This window comes from Pseudomonas sp. AB6, from assembly GCF_034314105.1.
GTDB lineage: Bacteria > Pseudomonadota > Gammaproteobacteria > Pseudomonadales > Pseudomonadaceae > Aquipseudomonas.
Window position 1 is genome coordinate 3,252,392 of record NZ_JAVIWJ010000001.1, and the last position, 15,863, is coordinate 3,268,254.

The 15,863-nt window shown below is 55.2% G+C and carries 11 protein-coding genes, 1 tRNA gene and 1 pseudogene; 4 read left to right on the forward strand and 9 right to left on the reverse strand.

Annotation, left to right across the window (positions count from 1 at the left end; genetic code table 11):
* Positions 1-12: 12 nt before the first annotated feature.
* Both pfkB and ptsP read right to left on the reverse strand, forming a co-directional pair.
* Positions 13-954: a 1-phosphofructokinase gene (pfkB, locus tag RGW60_RS15355; protein WP_322205398.1), complete on the reverse strand. Its 942-nt coding sequence runs from the start codon at positions 952-954 to the stop codon at positions 13-15.
* On the reverse strand, positions 954-3,875 hold the full coding sequence (gene ptsP, locus RGW60_RS15360; protein WP_322205399.1) for a phosphoenolpyruvate--protein phosphotransferase: 2,922 nt from the start codon (positions 3,873-3,875) through the stop codon (positions 954-956). The genes pfkB and ptsP overlap by 1 nt, the downstream gene beginning before the upstream one ends.
* Before the next feature lie 354 nt (positions 3,876-4,229).
* On the opposite strand from ptsP, the gene cra reads away from it, so the two are divergent.
* Both cra and RGW60_RS15370 read left to right on the forward strand, forming a co-directional pair.
* Positions 4,230-5,225 (forward strand): catabolite repressor/activator, encoded by a 996-nt coding sequence (gene cra, locus RGW60_RS15365; protein ID WP_322205400.1) that lies wholly within the window; start codon positions 4,230-4,232, stop codon positions 5,223-5,225.
* Positions 5,222-6,007 (forward strand): TatD family hydrolase, encoded by a 786-nt coding sequence (locus RGW60_RS15370; RefSeq protein WP_322205402.1) that lies wholly within the window; start codon positions 5,222-5,224, stop codon positions 6,005-6,007. Before cra ends, RGW60_RS15370 begins: the two co-directional genes overlap by 4 nt.
* A gap of 6 nt (positions 6,008-6,013) precedes the next feature.
* Here RGW60_RS15370 and RGW60_RS23835 read toward each other — a convergent pair whose 3' ends face one another.
* The 5 genes and pseudogenes from RGW60_RS23835 to RGW60_RS15390 form a co-directional block, all read right to left on the reverse strand.
* Positions 6,014-6,727 (reverse strand): methyl-accepting chemotaxis protein, encoded by a 714-nt coding sequence (locus tag RGW60_RS23835; protein ID WP_407074068.1) that lies wholly within the window; start codon positions 6,725-6,727, stop codon positions 6,014-6,016.
* Positions 6,728-6,871: 144 nt separating this feature from the next.
* Positions 6,872-8,011, reverse strand: a pseudogene (locus RGW60_RS23840) (HAMP domain-containing protein); the annotation flags it as partial.
* A gap of 274 nt (positions 8,012-8,285) precedes the next feature.
* Entirely contained in the window at positions 8,286-9,122 is an 837-nt protein-coding gene (gene ampE / locus RGW60_RS15380; protein WP_322205405.1) for a regulatory signaling modulator protein AmpE, read from the reverse strand.
* A gap of 15 nt (positions 9,123-9,137) precedes the next feature.
* Entirely contained in the window at positions 9,138-9,686 is a 549-nt protein-coding gene (gene ampD, locus RGW60_RS15385) for a 1,6-anhydro-N-acetylmuramyl-L-alanine amidase AmpD (protein ID WP_322205406.1), read from the reverse strand.
* A 131-nt stretch (positions 9,687-9,817) separates the two neighbouring features.
* Positions 9,818-12,061 (reverse strand): DUF1631 domain-containing protein, encoded by a 2,244-nt coding sequence (locus RGW60_RS15390; protein WP_322205407.1) that lies wholly within the window; start codon positions 12,059-12,061, stop codon positions 9,818-9,820.
* Between the two features lie 331 nt (positions 12,062-12,392).
* On the opposite strand from RGW60_RS15390, the gene nadC reads away from it, so the two are divergent.
* Positions 12,393-13,241, forward strand: a complete 849-nt coding sequence (gene nadC, locus RGW60_RS15395; RefSeq protein WP_322205408.1) for a carboxylating nicotinate-nucleotide diphosphorylase — start codon at positions 12,393-12,395, stop codon at positions 13,239-13,241.
* 57 nt (positions 13,242-13,298) lie between these two features.
* Here the strand turns inward: nadC and RGW60_RS15400 are convergent.
* Positions 13,299-13,375 (reverse strand) — tRNA-Thr (locus RGW60_RS15400).
* A 128-nt stretch (positions 13,376-13,503) separates the two neighbouring features.
* Complete coding sequence (locus RGW60_RS15405) at positions 13,504-13,941, reverse strand: pilin (RefSeq protein ID WP_407074069.1); 438 nt, start codon at positions 13,939-13,941, stop codon at positions 13,504-13,506.
* Positions 13,942-14,160: 219 nt separating this feature from the next.
* On the opposite strand from RGW60_RS15405, the gene pilB reads away from it, so the two are divergent.
* Positions 14,161-15,861: a type IV-A pilus assembly ATPase PilB gene (gene pilB, locus RGW60_RS15410; protein ID WP_322205410.1), complete on the forward strand. Its 1,701-nt coding sequence runs from the start codon at positions 14,161-14,163 to the stop codon at positions 15,859-15,861.
* Positions 15,862-15,863: the final 2 nt, after the last annotated feature.

A 15,863-nucleotide genomic window follows, 5' to 3' on the forward strand; every position in this document is an offset into this window, starting at 1 on the left:
TCACAATCCTTCTTATTGTTCTGTCAAAGCGCGCACGTTGACGCCTTTTTCTAGCAACTTCAGTTGCGCCAAATCACCAATGCCAAAACCGATCTGAGTTACCGCCATTGCCGCAATTGCCGTGGCTGTACGCAAAGTCTGCTGGGGCGAATGGCCGCTTAGCAGCCCATGAACCATGCCCGCCAGCAATGAATCCCCTGCCCCGACAGTGCTGGCAACCACCACCTTGGGTGGCAATGCTTGCAGCGCCACGCCAGAACTGAACCAGTGCACCCCTTCCGAGCCTTGGGAAATCACCACATGCTTGATGCCTTGCGTATGCAAACGGGCAGCAACCTCGGCTTGGGCCTCAATTGAGATAATCGGAGAATCCAGAGCTTCAGCGAGCTCTTCGGTATTGGGTTTGATCAGCCAAGGGCTCGCCGACAATGCAGCGCGCAACGCCAACCCGCTGGTATCGACGGCAACCTTCAGGCCCAGACCGTTAAGACGCAGCAGTAGCGCTCGCAGCCATTCTGGGCTGACACCGCGCGGCAAGCTGCCGGCTAGGACGACGGCGTCAAAACCCCCAGCAATTTGCTCCAGACGCGTCATCAACTCATGTTGCGCATCTTCACCAACCTGTGGCCCCGGCCCGTTCAAATCAGTAATGCGCCCGCTGGTCTCTGCCAATTTGATGTTGCTGCGGGTTTCACCAGGCACCCGCACGAATTCATCGACAAACCGCCGCTTGGCAAACAACGTCTCAAACGGCTGCTGATTGTCGATGCCGAGAAATCCACCCACCGTCAACTGGTGTCCTAAATCGGCTAGCACTTGCGCGACGTTGAGACCTTTGCCCGCAGCATGACTGAACATGGCGTGGCTACGATTGACCTGCCCCGCCTGCAACGGCCCCATTTGCACAGTGAGGTCCAGCGCAGGATTTAGTGTCAGGGTTAGAATTTTCGCCATTATAAAGTCTCCAAAAGCCGAGCATCCGCCGACAGCGTTTCAACGAGCGCGCGCACTTCGCCGGCTGTCCCGAGGGTCAACGCACGGCGCGCCAGGTGCTGCACGTCGCCCAGGCTCAACTGACGAACGCAGGCTTTGACTTCGCCAATGCTGCGCGCCGCAACACTTAACTCATCGACGCCCAATCCCACTAGCAGTGCCACTGCCCCGGGATCAGCGGCCAACTCACCGCAGACGCCGACCCATTTACCATGGGCATGCGCAGCGCGCACGGTGATGTCGATCAGTTGCAGCACCGCAGGGTGCAAGCCATCCGCTTGCCCCGACAATGTCGGATGGCCGCGGTCGATGGCGAGGGTGTACTGAGTCAGGTCGTTGGTGCCAACACTGAAAAAATCCACTTCACGGGCTAGCACTGGCGCCAATAATGCGGCCGACGGCACTTCGATCATGATCCCTAGTTGCAGGTCCGCCACGGGGATTTCTTCACGCAAACGCAGGGCCATATCTCGGGCCTGGCGCCACTCTTCAACAGTGCCCACCATGGGAAACATGATCCGCAACGGGCGATTGTGGGCAGCACGTAATAGGGCGCGGAGCTGGCTTTCCATGATGTCCGGCCGCTGCAAGGTCAGACGAATACCTCTTACGCCCAAGAATGGATTCTCTTCCTTGTCCATCGGCCAGTACGGCAAGGGTTTATCGCCACCCACGTCTAGCGTTCGCACCACCAGCGGCCTGCCTTGGAGTGCATCAAATACGCGTCGATATTCATTTTCTTGGGTGGCTTCGTTTGGCGCCTGAGTATGGGCCATGAAAATAAGCTCGGTGCGCAAAAGGCCAATGCCCTCCGCGCCTTGCTCAACAGCCACTGCGGTACTGGCGCTATCGCCGATATTGGCGAACACCTCCACGGCGTGTCCGTCACGGGTGAGTGCAGGCTCAAGGCGTAATGCTGCCGCAGCGTTTAAGCGTTTGATACGGGTATCACGCTCAAGGATGGCGCGCTGCAAACTAGCGGTGTCTGGCGCGACGCTGAGTCGCCCGCGTAACCCGTCGAGCAGCAGCGGGGTGCCGGGCTTGATCAGTAACACTGCATTGCCCGCACCCACCACCGCCGGAATGCCTAGGGCTCGGGCAACAATGGCGCTGTGCGCGGTAGCGCCGCCACGGGCTGTCAGAATGCCTGCCACCCGTGCGGGATTGAGGCGTGCGACATCGGACGGACCGACTTCATCCATGACCAGGATGTAAGGTTGCTCGGGCTCGACGACAGTTTCGACGCCGCATAACTGTGCCAGCACCCGGCGCCCGATGTCTCGCAGGTCTGCGGCACGTTCCGCCAGCAGTGCATCATGCAATTGCTCCTGCCGCAGGGCGGCTGCTTCCACGACGCCGACCCAGGCCGCAGGTGCACTTTCGCCTTGCTCTAAGCGTGCGCAGACTTCATCGGTAAGGCCGGGATCGTCGAGCATTTCTTGGTGAGTGATAAAAATCTCACGAATCGCCTTGGCATTAGCGCGCTGGATTAGCCCCTCAAGGTCCTGACGAACCGCAAACAATGCCAATTGCAGGCGTTGATGCTCAGCCGCGCTAGATTCACCCCTCAAGGGATAGTCAAACTGATGCGCCACTGGAACGTGCGCCGGTCCCACCGCAATACCAGGAGCCGCAGCAATGGCCTGGATTACGCTGCCATCAGCGGGGGCAATCACGCTTGGCGCGATCGTCTTTGGCTCCGTCTCCACGGGTGACTCGACGGCAGCCATGTCGGTCTTCGAGAGCGGGCGGGAAAGCGCCTCGCTTTCCTCGCCCAATCCCTCTTGAACCGCTGCAATCAAGGCCGGCAAAGCATCGGCGGCGACCATGGGGTCAACCGTGAACTCCAGCGTTTGCCCATGGCGTGCGCCTAGACTGAGCAACCTGGTCAGGCTTTTGACCGACACAGCACTTTCACCACTTTCCACAACGCGTACGCGAATCTCGCCTTCGAAGCTTTTTGCCAGTTGCGCCAGAGTCTTCGCCGGTCGAGCATGAAGGCCGTGAGCATTGGCAAGTGTCACCCGCTGGCTGGGCCAATCTTCTGGTAATTGGCAGCCCAACACCGCCAAGACCGCGTGACTGCTGGTGGCCAGCCCTAGTTCGCGGCCTCGGCCTTCGACCAGCACCGAACACAAGCGCTCAAGGAGTGCTTGATGAGCCTCACCCATGCTGGCGAGGCAAAATAAACCGGTGAGCGGCTTACCCAAAAAACGAATCGGTTTGTCTGGGGTGACAAAGGCCAAGCCGGGACGCTTGACGGTTTGCTCGCTGTGCAGCCACCAAAGGCCGTCACCCAGTGGCAACGCTTTAACCTGTTGCAGTACGGCCGCGAAGCCGTTGCTCACACAGTCGGCTTTGCGCAAAAGACGCGCACCACGCCACACCAGCTCTTCGAAGTCATCTGCCGAGACACCAAGGCCGATCAACTGCGCATCAAGTGCCAACGCTTGCGGAGCGCCCTGCAATAACTCAATCAACGCTTCGGGGGATGCTGCCTGACGCAACGCTTCACCCAAGTCCGCGTCTCCTAGCGCCCGAGTGAGCAGTTGCAACAAGCGTAAGTGTTCATCGGTTTTAGCCGCGATACCGATGGCCAGATACACGATCCGCCCCTCACCCCAGTCCACGCCGTTGGGGAACTGCAACAGGCGCACGCCAGTGGCATAGACTTGATCGCGTGTTTGCGGAGTGCCGTGGGGAATGGCGATGCCTTGGCCTAGAAACGTTGAGCCCTGAGCTTCTCGGCTTTGCAGTCCTAGAAGATAACCCTCTGCCACCAAGCCATCGGCGACCAGCTTGCTGGCCAACAATTGCAATGCAGCAGACTTGTCCATAGCCGTTTGGCCCATGGATATCTGCTCTACGGTGAGTTCGAGCATACTTTTCTCCTTTTTGTTTAGGGACTGCATTCACACATCTGCGCATCCACGACTACTAGCAGGCGCGGAATAACTATCTGACCGCCTCGAAGCGAGTAGTGCAGAAGAATTATTTCTATAGCTGAATCGATTAATCTATCAAGTCCGGCACGTTACTCGATAATCTGCGGCCGTTGAAGCCCAACCGTCATATGGGCAGGACGGTTTTCAAAGGGATGCGCGAAATAACTGAGAGATTTGTGTTTTGCCAAGGTCTCTTCTGAATAAGTGCCTGAGAGTAGGCGTCAGCAGGGGTGACCCGCAGCAGCGGTATTTCAGACACCAGGCAATCCAACAACAAAAAGGATATTTGGGTTGAAACTCAGTGATATAGCTCGTCTGGCCGGTGTTTCCGTTACCACCGCCAGCTACGTCATCAACGGCAAAGCCGAACAACAACGCATCAGCAGCGCGACGGTCGAACGCGTGCGCAAGGTGGTTGATCAGCACGACTTTCGCCCCAACCCACAAGCCGCCGGTTTGCGCAGCCGTCATACCCGCACACTAGGATTTATCCTGCCGGACCTGGAAAATCCCAGCTACGCACGGATCGCCAAACTGCTAGAACAAGGCGCCCGCGCTCAAGGTTATCAACTGCTGATTGCCAGTTCCGACGACTCGCCAGCCAGTGAATTGCAGCTGTTGCAGCTCTTCCGCGCTCGGCGTTGCGACGCGCTCTTTGTCGCCAGTTGCCTGCCGTACGATGACGACAGCTACCGTGAGCTGCAAAAAGCAGGCCTTCCGATTATCGCGCTGGACCGCCAGATGGACCCTGCGCACTTCTGTTCAGTGGTCAGCGACGACCGAGCGGCCAGCCTGCAATTGACCCAAAGCCTGCTAAAACTAGCGCCACGGAACATAGCGCTGATTAGCGCACACCCGGAACTGATCGTCAGTCAGATCCGTACTGCCGGTTTCGAGCAAGCGCTTGTAGGCTTTAGTGGCGAAATCATTGTTCAACAAGGCGAGGTCTTCAGCCGTAAGTGCGGTCAGCGTCTGGCGAGCGAACTGTTAGCGCGCCGAGGCCAGTTACCCGACGCGCTTATCACGACGTCCTACGTACTGTTGCAAGGCATTTTTGATGTTCTGCACAGCCAGTCGCTGAACCCGGAGCATCTGCATTTGGCCACCTTCGGCGATACTCAGTTACTGGATTTCCTGCCGCTGCCGGTCAATGCCATGGCGCAACAACACCAACTGATCGCTGACAAAGCACTGTCGTTGGCCTTGGCAGCGGTGGAAAACGACGACTATCAACCCGGCGTGCATGCCATTGCGCGGACTTTCAAACAACGAATCCACGAGGCATGAGCGTGACGATGATCGACACTCACACTCATCTGGACTTTCCGGATTTCGACGCTGACCGCCCGACACTGCTGGAAAACTGTCGAGCGCTGGGTGTCGAACGGATGGTGGTGCTGGGTGTATGTCAGCGTAATTGGCAGCGAGTTTGGAATTTGACGCAAAATGACGCCGCCTTGTTCGCAGCATTCGGTCTGCATCCGCTCTACATTGATCAGCACCTGCCCGCGCACGTGGTGGAGTTGGGCGATTGGCTGACTCGCTTAAAGGGTCATCCACAGGTGTGCGCGGTGGGTGAAATCGGACTGGATTACTTTGTTGAAACATTAGACCGGCATCAGCAGCAAAGACTATTCGAGGCGCAACTGCAACTGGCCGTCGACTTCAAGTTACCGGCTCTTATACATGTGCGCCGCAGCCACGCCAGCGTGATAGACACGCTTAAACGCTTTAAGCTCAAGCGCGGCGGAATCATTCATGCTTTTGCGGGAAGTCGGGAAGAGGCGCGTGAATACATCAAGCTGGGTTTCAAACTCGGCTTGGGCGGCGCAGCGACCTGGCCACAAGCGCTGCGCATGCACCGGGTTATCGCCGAACTGCCGCTGGAGAGCGTCGTACTGGAAACCGACGCCCCAGACATGGCGCCCGCCATGTACCCCAACCAGCGCAACAGCCCTGAGCATCTGCCAGATATCTGCCTGGCGCTGGCCCGATTGATGGGCCTGCCAGCCGAGGATTTGGCCAACGCCAGCACCCGCAACGCTTACGAGCTGTTCAACTGGAAATAGGCAGCGTTATACCCGAAACGCACTGATCAGCTGCTTCAGCTCCACAACTTGCGCCGATAACTGGCGGCTGGCGTGTTCCGTTTGATTCGCACCTTCTGCCGTGCGTTCACCTGCTCGATTAATCTCGACAATGTTTCGATCAATGTCATGGGCAACAGCCGTTTGTTGTTCTACGGCCGCTGCAATCTGCTGATTTTGATCGACGATCATACTCACGGCGCCAAGTATGTTTTCCAGCGCTTGTTGGACCTTCTCCGATTGGCCTACGGTGCCGTTAGCCATTTCATGGCTGACACCCATGGCTTTGACCGCCGCCCCTACGCCGTTCTGCAATTTGGCGATCATCTGCTCGATTTCCTCGGTAGATTGCTGCGTACGCTTTGCCAGGGTGCGAACCTCATCCGCCACCACCGCAAAACCCCGGCCTTGCTCCCCCGCTCGCGCGGCTTCGATCGCGGCGTTAAGCGCCAGCAAATTGGTTTGCTCGGCAATACTTTTGATCACATCCAGAACCCGGCTGATAGACGAGCTGTCGGTAGCCAATTGATTGATCACTAGCACCGATTGATCAATCTCGCTAGCGAGCCGGGAAATGCTGCTCTGCTGGGACTCAACCAAGCCACGACCGCTGACTGTTTCCTGATTGACGCTGTGCGCACTGTTGACTGCTGCAGTCGCACTGCGCGCTACCTCTTGCGCCGTGGCCGACATCTGATTCATCGCCGTCGCCACTAATTCGATCTGGCTGCGCTGCCCCGCCACCGCCTGATTACTCACCGCGGACACGGATTCGACCTGACCGGCTTGCCGTTCAACCTCGATGACGGTCTTGCTTACTAACTCGATCAGGTCATGGATTTTTTTCACCGTACCGTTGAACACTCGACCGAGTTCACCCAACTCATCATGGCTGCGCGCAGTGAAGCTGGCGGTCATATCACCCGCAGCGACCTTTTCCATAACATCGCCCAGCTGCTTTAGCGTGGTGCGGGTAGAGGCATAGAACCCGCTATACAAATAAACAATCAGTAAAAACGCTCCCGCCAGCGCCAGCACCAAAAAAATCGTGTGTTGGCGATTTTCCACTAGCCGACCTTGCAGTTCCTGGCTCAGGAAGGTCAGGGTCGCATCGTCCAATTGGTACGTTTTGGCGATCAGCCCGCTAGCCTGCTCATAAAACTTCTCCCACGGCGCATTCAAGCTCTCAGCCGACACCACCTGCTGCTCGAATAACTCACTGCTTTGTTTAAGTGTCGCCAAGCTGGCCTGCGCTTGGGCCTGTAGTGCGTTGCGTGCAGCGACGCTATTGCCGATGGCGTCTTGCAGCTTTAACGCGTAATCACCCTGGATGCGTTCAAGTTGCTGCAATAGCTCATCGAAGCGGTTACTGGCCGATGAGTTGATCATGCCCTGCCCCAATGAATACGAACCCATCGTCCGACCGTCGCCGATGGCCTGAGTGATCAAGGGGGTAACGCTGGTGATCAAATCGACCAGTTGCCGCACGTCGCTGCTGCTGTCCTGACTAAGACCCGCTTGGCTAACGACTACTTTGCTGAAGGTCTGCGCCTTGCTTAGCAATCGCGACACCATGCCGCTTTTGCTTTGCAGCGAAGACTCGGCCTGTTGCGCCTTGAAGTCGGACAGCAGTTCGTCACGCTTGGTGTTAAAGGCAACGACCTGGGCCGCATCTTCCGTGGGCGCTTTCAGGCTCTTTAACGTGCTCATCACAGTAATTTCCAAAGCGGAAATTCGCAAATTCAAGGCTTCGAATTGACTGGCCTGGCCAAGCACTACATTCATCCCGACCAGCCCGTCGAGGGTTTCCAAATCCCGCCTCAGGTTTAGACTAGCGCCTACCCGTTCGATACTTTGCAGCTCGGTCCGGGTGCCCACGAACTCCCGATAGGAATCCCTGACCAAATAGAAGTTAGTCACTAACATAGGCAGGAAAAACAGAATACTGATGAGAGTGAACTTCATCGCGAAGCTCAGGCGGTTCATCAACGCGATCGCCGGGTACAAAAGACTCTTCACAAAGACGCTCCCTTTTCTTATTTTTAGGGTGAAGCGGTTCGTCGAAATAGCGCAAAGCCACTATTCGCGATGTTATCTGTATACCTGATATCCAGCGCAAGTTTTGTAAGTAAAGGTAAACGAACGAGATGCATCAGGTAAAACGCTGCCCGAATGAAATCGGTCCGGCAGGTAATCAGAAATCCCCTGCGGGAGCCTATTCATTCACTAGTGGCCTGATGCGGCCGGACCAAAAAACCGCTTAAATCAACAATGTCCACAACGCAAACCCTGCGTACCAAACCACCGCCGAGCGCAACAGCAATTCCCATAGCGCATCAAGGTTAGCCACACCCTCTGCCCCTACAACAGGGGTCGAAATCTCACTGGCTACTTGGCCGGTTTTTGTCACCAGTTCTGCGGCGCTGATATTCCAGTTGAGCAACTCATGCAGCATTAACCGACTGACCGCGACGAAGTTTCCGACCAAGGCAAAACTGGCGGCCAACAGTCGAACTGGAATCCAATCAAACGCGTGGTGCAGTTGAGCCGCACGCTCGACCAACGCGGGATTTTTACCGTGAGTAACGGCAAGGGCAAGCAGCCGGTAACTCAGGGCAGCAACTGGCCCCAACAGGAAATACCAGAAAATCACGGCAAAAAAGCTCTGATAAGCCTGCCACATCAAATAACGCTGAACACCGTCGAGCAACTGTTCGCCATCTTCAGCAATGACACCCATGTCACGTTCGGCAACAAGGCTGGCAGCTTGCTCGTCGCCTCTGCGCCAGGCATCTCGAAACGGTCCCAAAGCGGCCAATAAATCGCCGCGACCCAAACTGTAAATCAAGACCAGTAAGTGCACAGGCAAACCCAGCCAGCCATATGCCACTGACTGCAACACCACCAACAGCAAGGCTAATAGTGTGACTGGCAGCAAAATCAGCAGCGCCAAGACCAACCACGGCCGGGTATTCAGACGCGGGCTGATTTCAAGTTTCTCCAGCTCTCGCAGCCATGGGCCATCCCGCTGAACACGTCGGCGCAAGGCTGAGAACTTCTCTATCCAGACTGCCAACAGCAACACCAAAAAACTCATTCTTCGTCCCTCACTTCAATCCTGCAATGCAGCTCGAAAACGCGCCCAATCAAAGCATGGACCCGGATCTGTCTTACGTCCCGGAGCGATATCGCTGTGGCCGCAAATTCGCTGCGTGGTAATGGCTGAAAACGTCGATTGCAACTGGCGGGTCAATTCAATCAAGGCATCGTATTGAGCGTCAGTGAAGGCCAGTTCATCGGTACCTTCCAGTTCTATCCCAATGGAATAGTCGTTACAGGTCTCACGCCCTTCGAAACAGGAAATTCCCGCGTGCCAGGCACGATCCAGACAAGACACGAACTGAGTGAGCATACCGTCACGCTCAATCAAAAAATGCGCCGACACACGCAAATCAGCGATGCTTTCAAAATAAGGGTGTTGTGTGACATCCAATTGGTTCTGAAAGAACGCTTGCACATAGCCGGTCTTGAACTGAGCGGGGGGCAAACTGATGTTATGGATCACCAACAGCGAAATCTCTGCCTCCGGCCGCGCATTGAAGTTGGGCGACGGGCAGGACTTCGCGCCATGGCACCACCCGCTGACAGGGTCCAGTTGCATGAGGGGTTCCTTGAACGGCGGATCAATAACGCAAGTATGCCCGCGACGGAGAAATACGGGGCAGCACTATTTTCCGTTAACGACCAAACAGGTGTTTTCGCAGTGTCGAGCGCTTGGTCGAATAGCGGCGATCAGGCCCCGCCTTTGAGTCGCCGCAGGTTGCCGATCACTGCTTCCAGCGCACGATCAAACAGCAGGGCATCGTCAAGCAGGCGGACCGCGCCGCGCCGAAACTCAACCGCCAGGCCCATGCGGGTTTTTTCCAATACCTTCATGCCCGTGCGGTTAACGAATACGTAACGACCGGCCGGCTCGATGATGGCCGCCAATTTACAGCGCAGTTTGTGCTCCTCGTCCTCCTGTATTTCGACCCAGCAGCCAATACGCAGTTTGTCGACCTCAAGCACCGCGTCGTCATCGTCTTCCAAACGCACGCCTTGGTCGCTGTGCGGCTTTTCGCCGGGCGCGATCAGAATAATCTCTTCGACAACTGCAACCATTTCCGAGATTGACGCTGACTTTATCTGACTCTCGCCAAGGTCGTCCTGCTGGTGGGCGAAATACTGGAACGCCTGGACATGCAGGCTTTCTAGCTGACTAAAAAAGTCTCCGGTGGCGAACGGATCAAACGCCGCGCTGGTCAGGCCATCGCGCAACGATTTGAGCAAGCCGGGCACCAGGTCGAGCAATCGCTGCCGGGCTTCAGGTTCCCCATGTGGCTCGACGCTCCAGATCAGATCGTCCATAGCGCCCAAACCCGCACGCCACTCTGGCGACTGATCACCGTGTTTCAAACACGTCAGCAGCAGCACCTTGCTCCATGCTTCTTGAAGCAGTCGTACCACAACTTCAGGCAAGGTTTTGCCCAACAAGCGATGGTTCAACTCATGCTGCACAAGCTCCCGTGCTAACTCAGCTCGGGCTCGGCCCTCTTCCGCATCGCGGGTACGCTGCTCAAGTAGCTCACTGCGACGACGCTCGTCGGCCGTAAAAGCGAGAAAGTCCACCAGCAGCTCGGAGAAAATCGCTGGGTCGTCGACAAAATCGTTGAGCAACCGTTGCACAATCTGTTCGATTCGTAAGTAAAGCGTGTCGCGCTGATAGTCGTCGCGGCTACCCCATCCTAAAGCGGCGGAGGCGATTTCGTTAAGCAGGCGTCGCGCTGGATGGCTTCCACGACTGAAAAAGCTCTTGTCGATCACTGCCACCTTCAGCATCGGTATTTGCAGACGCCCGATCAACGCTTTAAGCGAATCTGGCAAGTTGCGGTCGTCGAGGATGAACTCGAACAGCATGGCAATAAGGTTGATTACGTCTTCGTCAACGACACCCACAACACGAAACTTCCCACTCTTCATGCTGACGCGGGCAAGCAATTCTTCGAGTTGATTACGCAGGTTGAACTCATCGTGCGCTTCAGGCTCAGGTACATATTGTTGTAGGTGCGACAAAAGACGTAGCAAGTCGTGGCTGGAAATCGGTTTGGCTTCGGCGTTGGGTTCAGGCAATGGTGCGACGCTGCGTACGTATAAAAGCAACTCCTGAAGCGCGGCGAACACCTCGTGGACATCTTGGTCGAGTTGCCGACTAACGCTAGCTGCGCCTGCTGTATCGCCCGTTTCGGCAGTTTGCGGTGCACGCGCGCTGGCACTTGCGCGATCAGAGACCCGTCGAGCCGGCGCTGCCTTCAAGTCTGGAAGGATACCGCTGGCAATCAATAGCTGATTGGCTTCGTCGTATAGCTGGTCAGCATCGGTCAGCACGTACTTTTCAAACAACTTGAAAATAATCAGTTTTACCTTGATTTCAACTATGAGGGTCCGACAGGCCTGCAAGAAGAAATCGCACAGCGCTGTCGGACCCATTGGGTTCGTGAGGTCTGTCAGGTGTTGGGGAATCAGGGTATTCAAGCGGGTAGTCAGCTGAGTAAGTGCGAAACCGTCGCGGCTCAAGACTTTAGAGACCATCGCATCGACAGCAACGGTTTTTTCAAGATCGTCGTTGTGTACCAACGCCAGCTTGTCAAAGGTCATCGGAGAAGCGATTTCAGGCTCACTGACTTCGTATTGCCCAAGACGCAAAAAGGCCTCATAAAACTTATCGAGGACCCCTCGCTCAATACTTTTACGCTTGAGGCGAAGGTCGCGCATCGCCTCAAAAAAGCTGTTTTGCTCAACGTTATTGTGGGCACGATCAGCCATTTCAAACAGCGTGTCATCGGCGTTATCGAACAGCGTCTGCAATGCATCTTTGACCTGCTGTGCAGCTTTGTCTCGAACTTGTAGCAAAACGACGGGAATCCGAACCAGCGAAGAGGCCGGTACCTGCTCTGGGACACTCTTGTTGAGTGGAACCACTTTGCCGTCGTTTTGCATCAACGTCTCCCATTGAGAACAATCGCGAACTCTCTACAGCCAAGACGTACAAGGCTCATCTGTAAAGTCAGCTTCTTTGAACATTTTTGCGCCAAAGACATGACGTCAAATGATCGACACAGTATCTTGCAAAAGATGTCAGTTAAGCCAGCTGTGTTTTCTACTATTTTTGGCCGCTGACAGTGCATAGACCGCCAATCTCACTGTCTATCTCGTCGGCCCCAGCAAAACCGACGAACCGCAGGCTTGGCCGCTGGCTGGCGTCTATTCGCGGGGTGGGTTGCTGCAATGGGGTGCCTTATACTTCACTCACTTAGAAGTGGAGTCTTAAATGCCGAACCTACGCCTCGCCCCCCTAACGACTGAAATCGAAGCCAACGTGCGCCGCGCGCTACTAGAGGATGTAGGCAGTGGCGACATTACTGCCCAGCTGATACCGGCAGAACGTATGGCCAAGGCCACCATCATTACCCGTGACGCTGCCGTGATCAGCGGCACCGCCTGGGTGGATACGGTTTTTCGGCAGCTGGACCCACGTGTTGCTGTGCACTGGCAAGTCGTCGATGGTGAGCGGGTCAAACCCAACCAACCGCTGTTTCACCTCGAAGGCCCGGCACGCTCGCTGTTGACCGGCGAACGCAGTGCGCTGAACTTCCTGCAACTGCTCTCGGGCGTTGCCACACGTGCACAGCACTACGCCGACAAAGTGGCCAGCACCCAAGTCAAACTGCTCGACACGCGCAAAACCCTGCCCGGCCTGCGCATGGCCCAGAAATATGCCGTCACCTGCGGCGGTTGCCATAACCACCGCATCGGCCTGTTCGACGCGTTCCTGATCAAGGAAAACCACATCGCTGCCTGCGGTGGCATCGCCCAGGCAATCGCCACCGCTCGCAAAATCGCCCCTGGAAAACCTGTGGAGATCGAAGTTGAGAGCCTTGATGAACTCAACCAAGCGCTGCTGGCGGGCGCCGACATTGTCATGCTTGACGAACTGAGCCTGGATGACATGCGTGAAGCGGTGCGCATTACGGCAGGACGAGCGAAACTGGAAGCCAGTGGCGGGATCAATGACACGACACTGGTGCCGATTGCCGAGACCGGGGTGGATTACATTTCGATTGGTGCGCTGACCAAGGATATAAAGGCAGTGGATTTGTCGATGCGCTTGAGTTTGTGAGGACCAGCATTCGCCAGATGTGAAAAAGCCCCGATTCGTGAGAATCAGGGCTTTTTTTGGTGCCGAAAATAGGAATCGAACCTACGACCTTCGCGTTACGAGTGCGCTGCTCTACCGGGCTGAGCTATTTCGGCGGTTGAGTGAGGCTAGCACTGAGCCAAACCTCCCACAACTTGACCCTAGCCCAACAACTATGGTTTTTAAGAGCGATAACCGCAGACCATCACAGCCCAACTCTGATTCGGACAACACCCACTAAGGCTTAGTTCCTGATGTAACCGGCACTTACGCAGGCACCGCCCCACGTCCAAGTTATAGCGGTGTTAGCGACTGGTGTAGAAGGTGAAAGTGTGCATGTTTCTGCAGCCAAAATCCCTTTATATGCATTTGGTGTAGCCGTAATAATAGCGGTCTTCGTAGTGATTGCAATACTGCTCAAAGCGGGCCCGGCACCGGGCATAGTTATACCTATAAGCGCTGGGGTATCACAGCCAGTATAGTCTGCACCGCCTTGAGCTTGCTGCTGAGCACAAATACTGATGGCCGCTTTTATTGGGTCCATAGCAGACGTGATTTCTGCATAGGCCGCTTTCTTGATGTAGTTCTGGTAAGCAGGAAGAGCCACGGCCGCCAGAATCCCGACAATCGCAACCACGATCATCAATTCGATAAGTGTGAAGCCTTTTTGCAATTTCATGATGTCTCTCCGTACGTCAGTAGGTACCGTCTAAAACTACCAAAGCACGGCCCGTGCCAAGCCGTTTAACCCTGGCGATTCAGGTCAAAAACCGTAAACTCCGCAATAAAAACCTCACCTATAAGCGCACAAACTGACAAATTTGGTCAGTTTGTCTTCGAGGGTTTGGCAGCACAGCCCGACTACGCTATAACCGTCACATTGTCTGTGTCCGGTGGTCTTATGACTGATGTCGCTTTAACAGGTTTGGCCAAGCAGTTGACGGTAGCAGGACTGCTCAATGAAAAAGTCGCTCAAGACGCTTATCAGAAAGCTCAGCGCAGCAAAATATCGCTGGTCAGCTATCTGGTGCAGAATAAGCTGCTTAAAAGTATTGTTCTGGCGGAAATTGCTTCTGAGCAATTTGGTGTGCCGTTTCTAGATTTGAGCAAACTGGATAAAGAGGGACAGCCTAAAGGGCTAGTAAGCGAGAAATTGATTCGCCAACACCATGTTTTGCCATTGTGGCGACGGGGCAACAAATTATTTGTCGGTATTTCCGACCCTACCAACCACCAAGCTATTACCGATGTTCAGTTCAGCACCGGACTTAATACTGAAGCGATTCTGGTGGAAGATGACAAGTTAACGGATGCGATCGAGAAGTTTTTCGAGGGTTCCAGCGCTGGCTTGGGCGACATGGCAGATGTTGACCTGGAAAATCTCGACATCGAATCATTGGACGATAAAAAACAGGACACCATTGCCGGCCAAGATGCGGACGATGCACCCGTTGTGCGTTTCGTTAATAAGATGCTGCTGGATGCCATTAAGGCAGGCTCATCGGACCTGCATTTTGAGCCGTATGAAAAAACTTACCGGGTGCGCTTACGCACCGATGGCATTCTTCACGAAGTCGCCAAGCCGCCCGTTCATTTGGCCAGCAGGATTTCCGCGCGTTTAAAGGTTATGGCCAGTTTGGACATCTCCGAACGCCGCCGTCCACAGGATGGCCGGATCAAATTGCGGATTTCCAAAACCAAAGCCATCGACTTTCGAGTCAATACCTTGCCCACCTTGTGGGGCGAAAAGATCGTGATGCGGATTCTCGACCCGTCCAGCGCACAGATGGGGATTGATGCCCTCGGCTATGAGCCCGATCAAAAAGAACTGTATCTGGCTGCACTTAAACAGCCTCAAGGCATGATTCTAGTCACCGGCCCTACGGGCTCTGGCAAAACCGTTTCGCTCTATACCGGCCTAAATATTCTTAATACCGTGGACATCAACATTTCCACCGCCGAAGACCCGGTGGAGATCAACCTGGAAGGCATCAATCAGGTCAACGTCAACCCGCGACAAGGCATGGATTTTTCACAGGCACTGCGTGCGTTCCTGCGTCAGGATCCGGACGTGATCATGGTTGGGGAAATTCGCGACTTGGAAACGGCGGAAATCGCCATCAAAGCCTCGCAAACCGGCCACATGGTGTTGTCCACGTTGCACACCAACAGCGCAGCGGAAACCTTGACTCGCCTCCAGCACATGGGCGTAGCCGCATTCAACATCGCAACGGCTATCAACCTGATCATTGCTCAACGTCTGGCACGAAAATTGTGTCCACTGTGCAAGAAAGAAGCGGATATCCCCCGTGAAACGCTGATTAAAGAAGGCTTCCCCGAAGACAAAATCGGCACGTTCAAGATTTACTCGCCGGTCGGCTGTGACCATTGCAACAACGGCTACAAAGGCCGTGTCGGGATTTATGAGGTGGTGAAGAGTACCCCCGAGTTGCAACGGCTCATCATGGAAGAGGGCAACTCAATGGATATTGCTGTTCAGATGCGTAAAGACGGCTTTAACGACCTGCGTACGTCGGGACTAATGAAGGCCATGCAGGGCGTCACAAGCCTTGAAGAAATCAACCGTGTGACCAAGGATTAAGC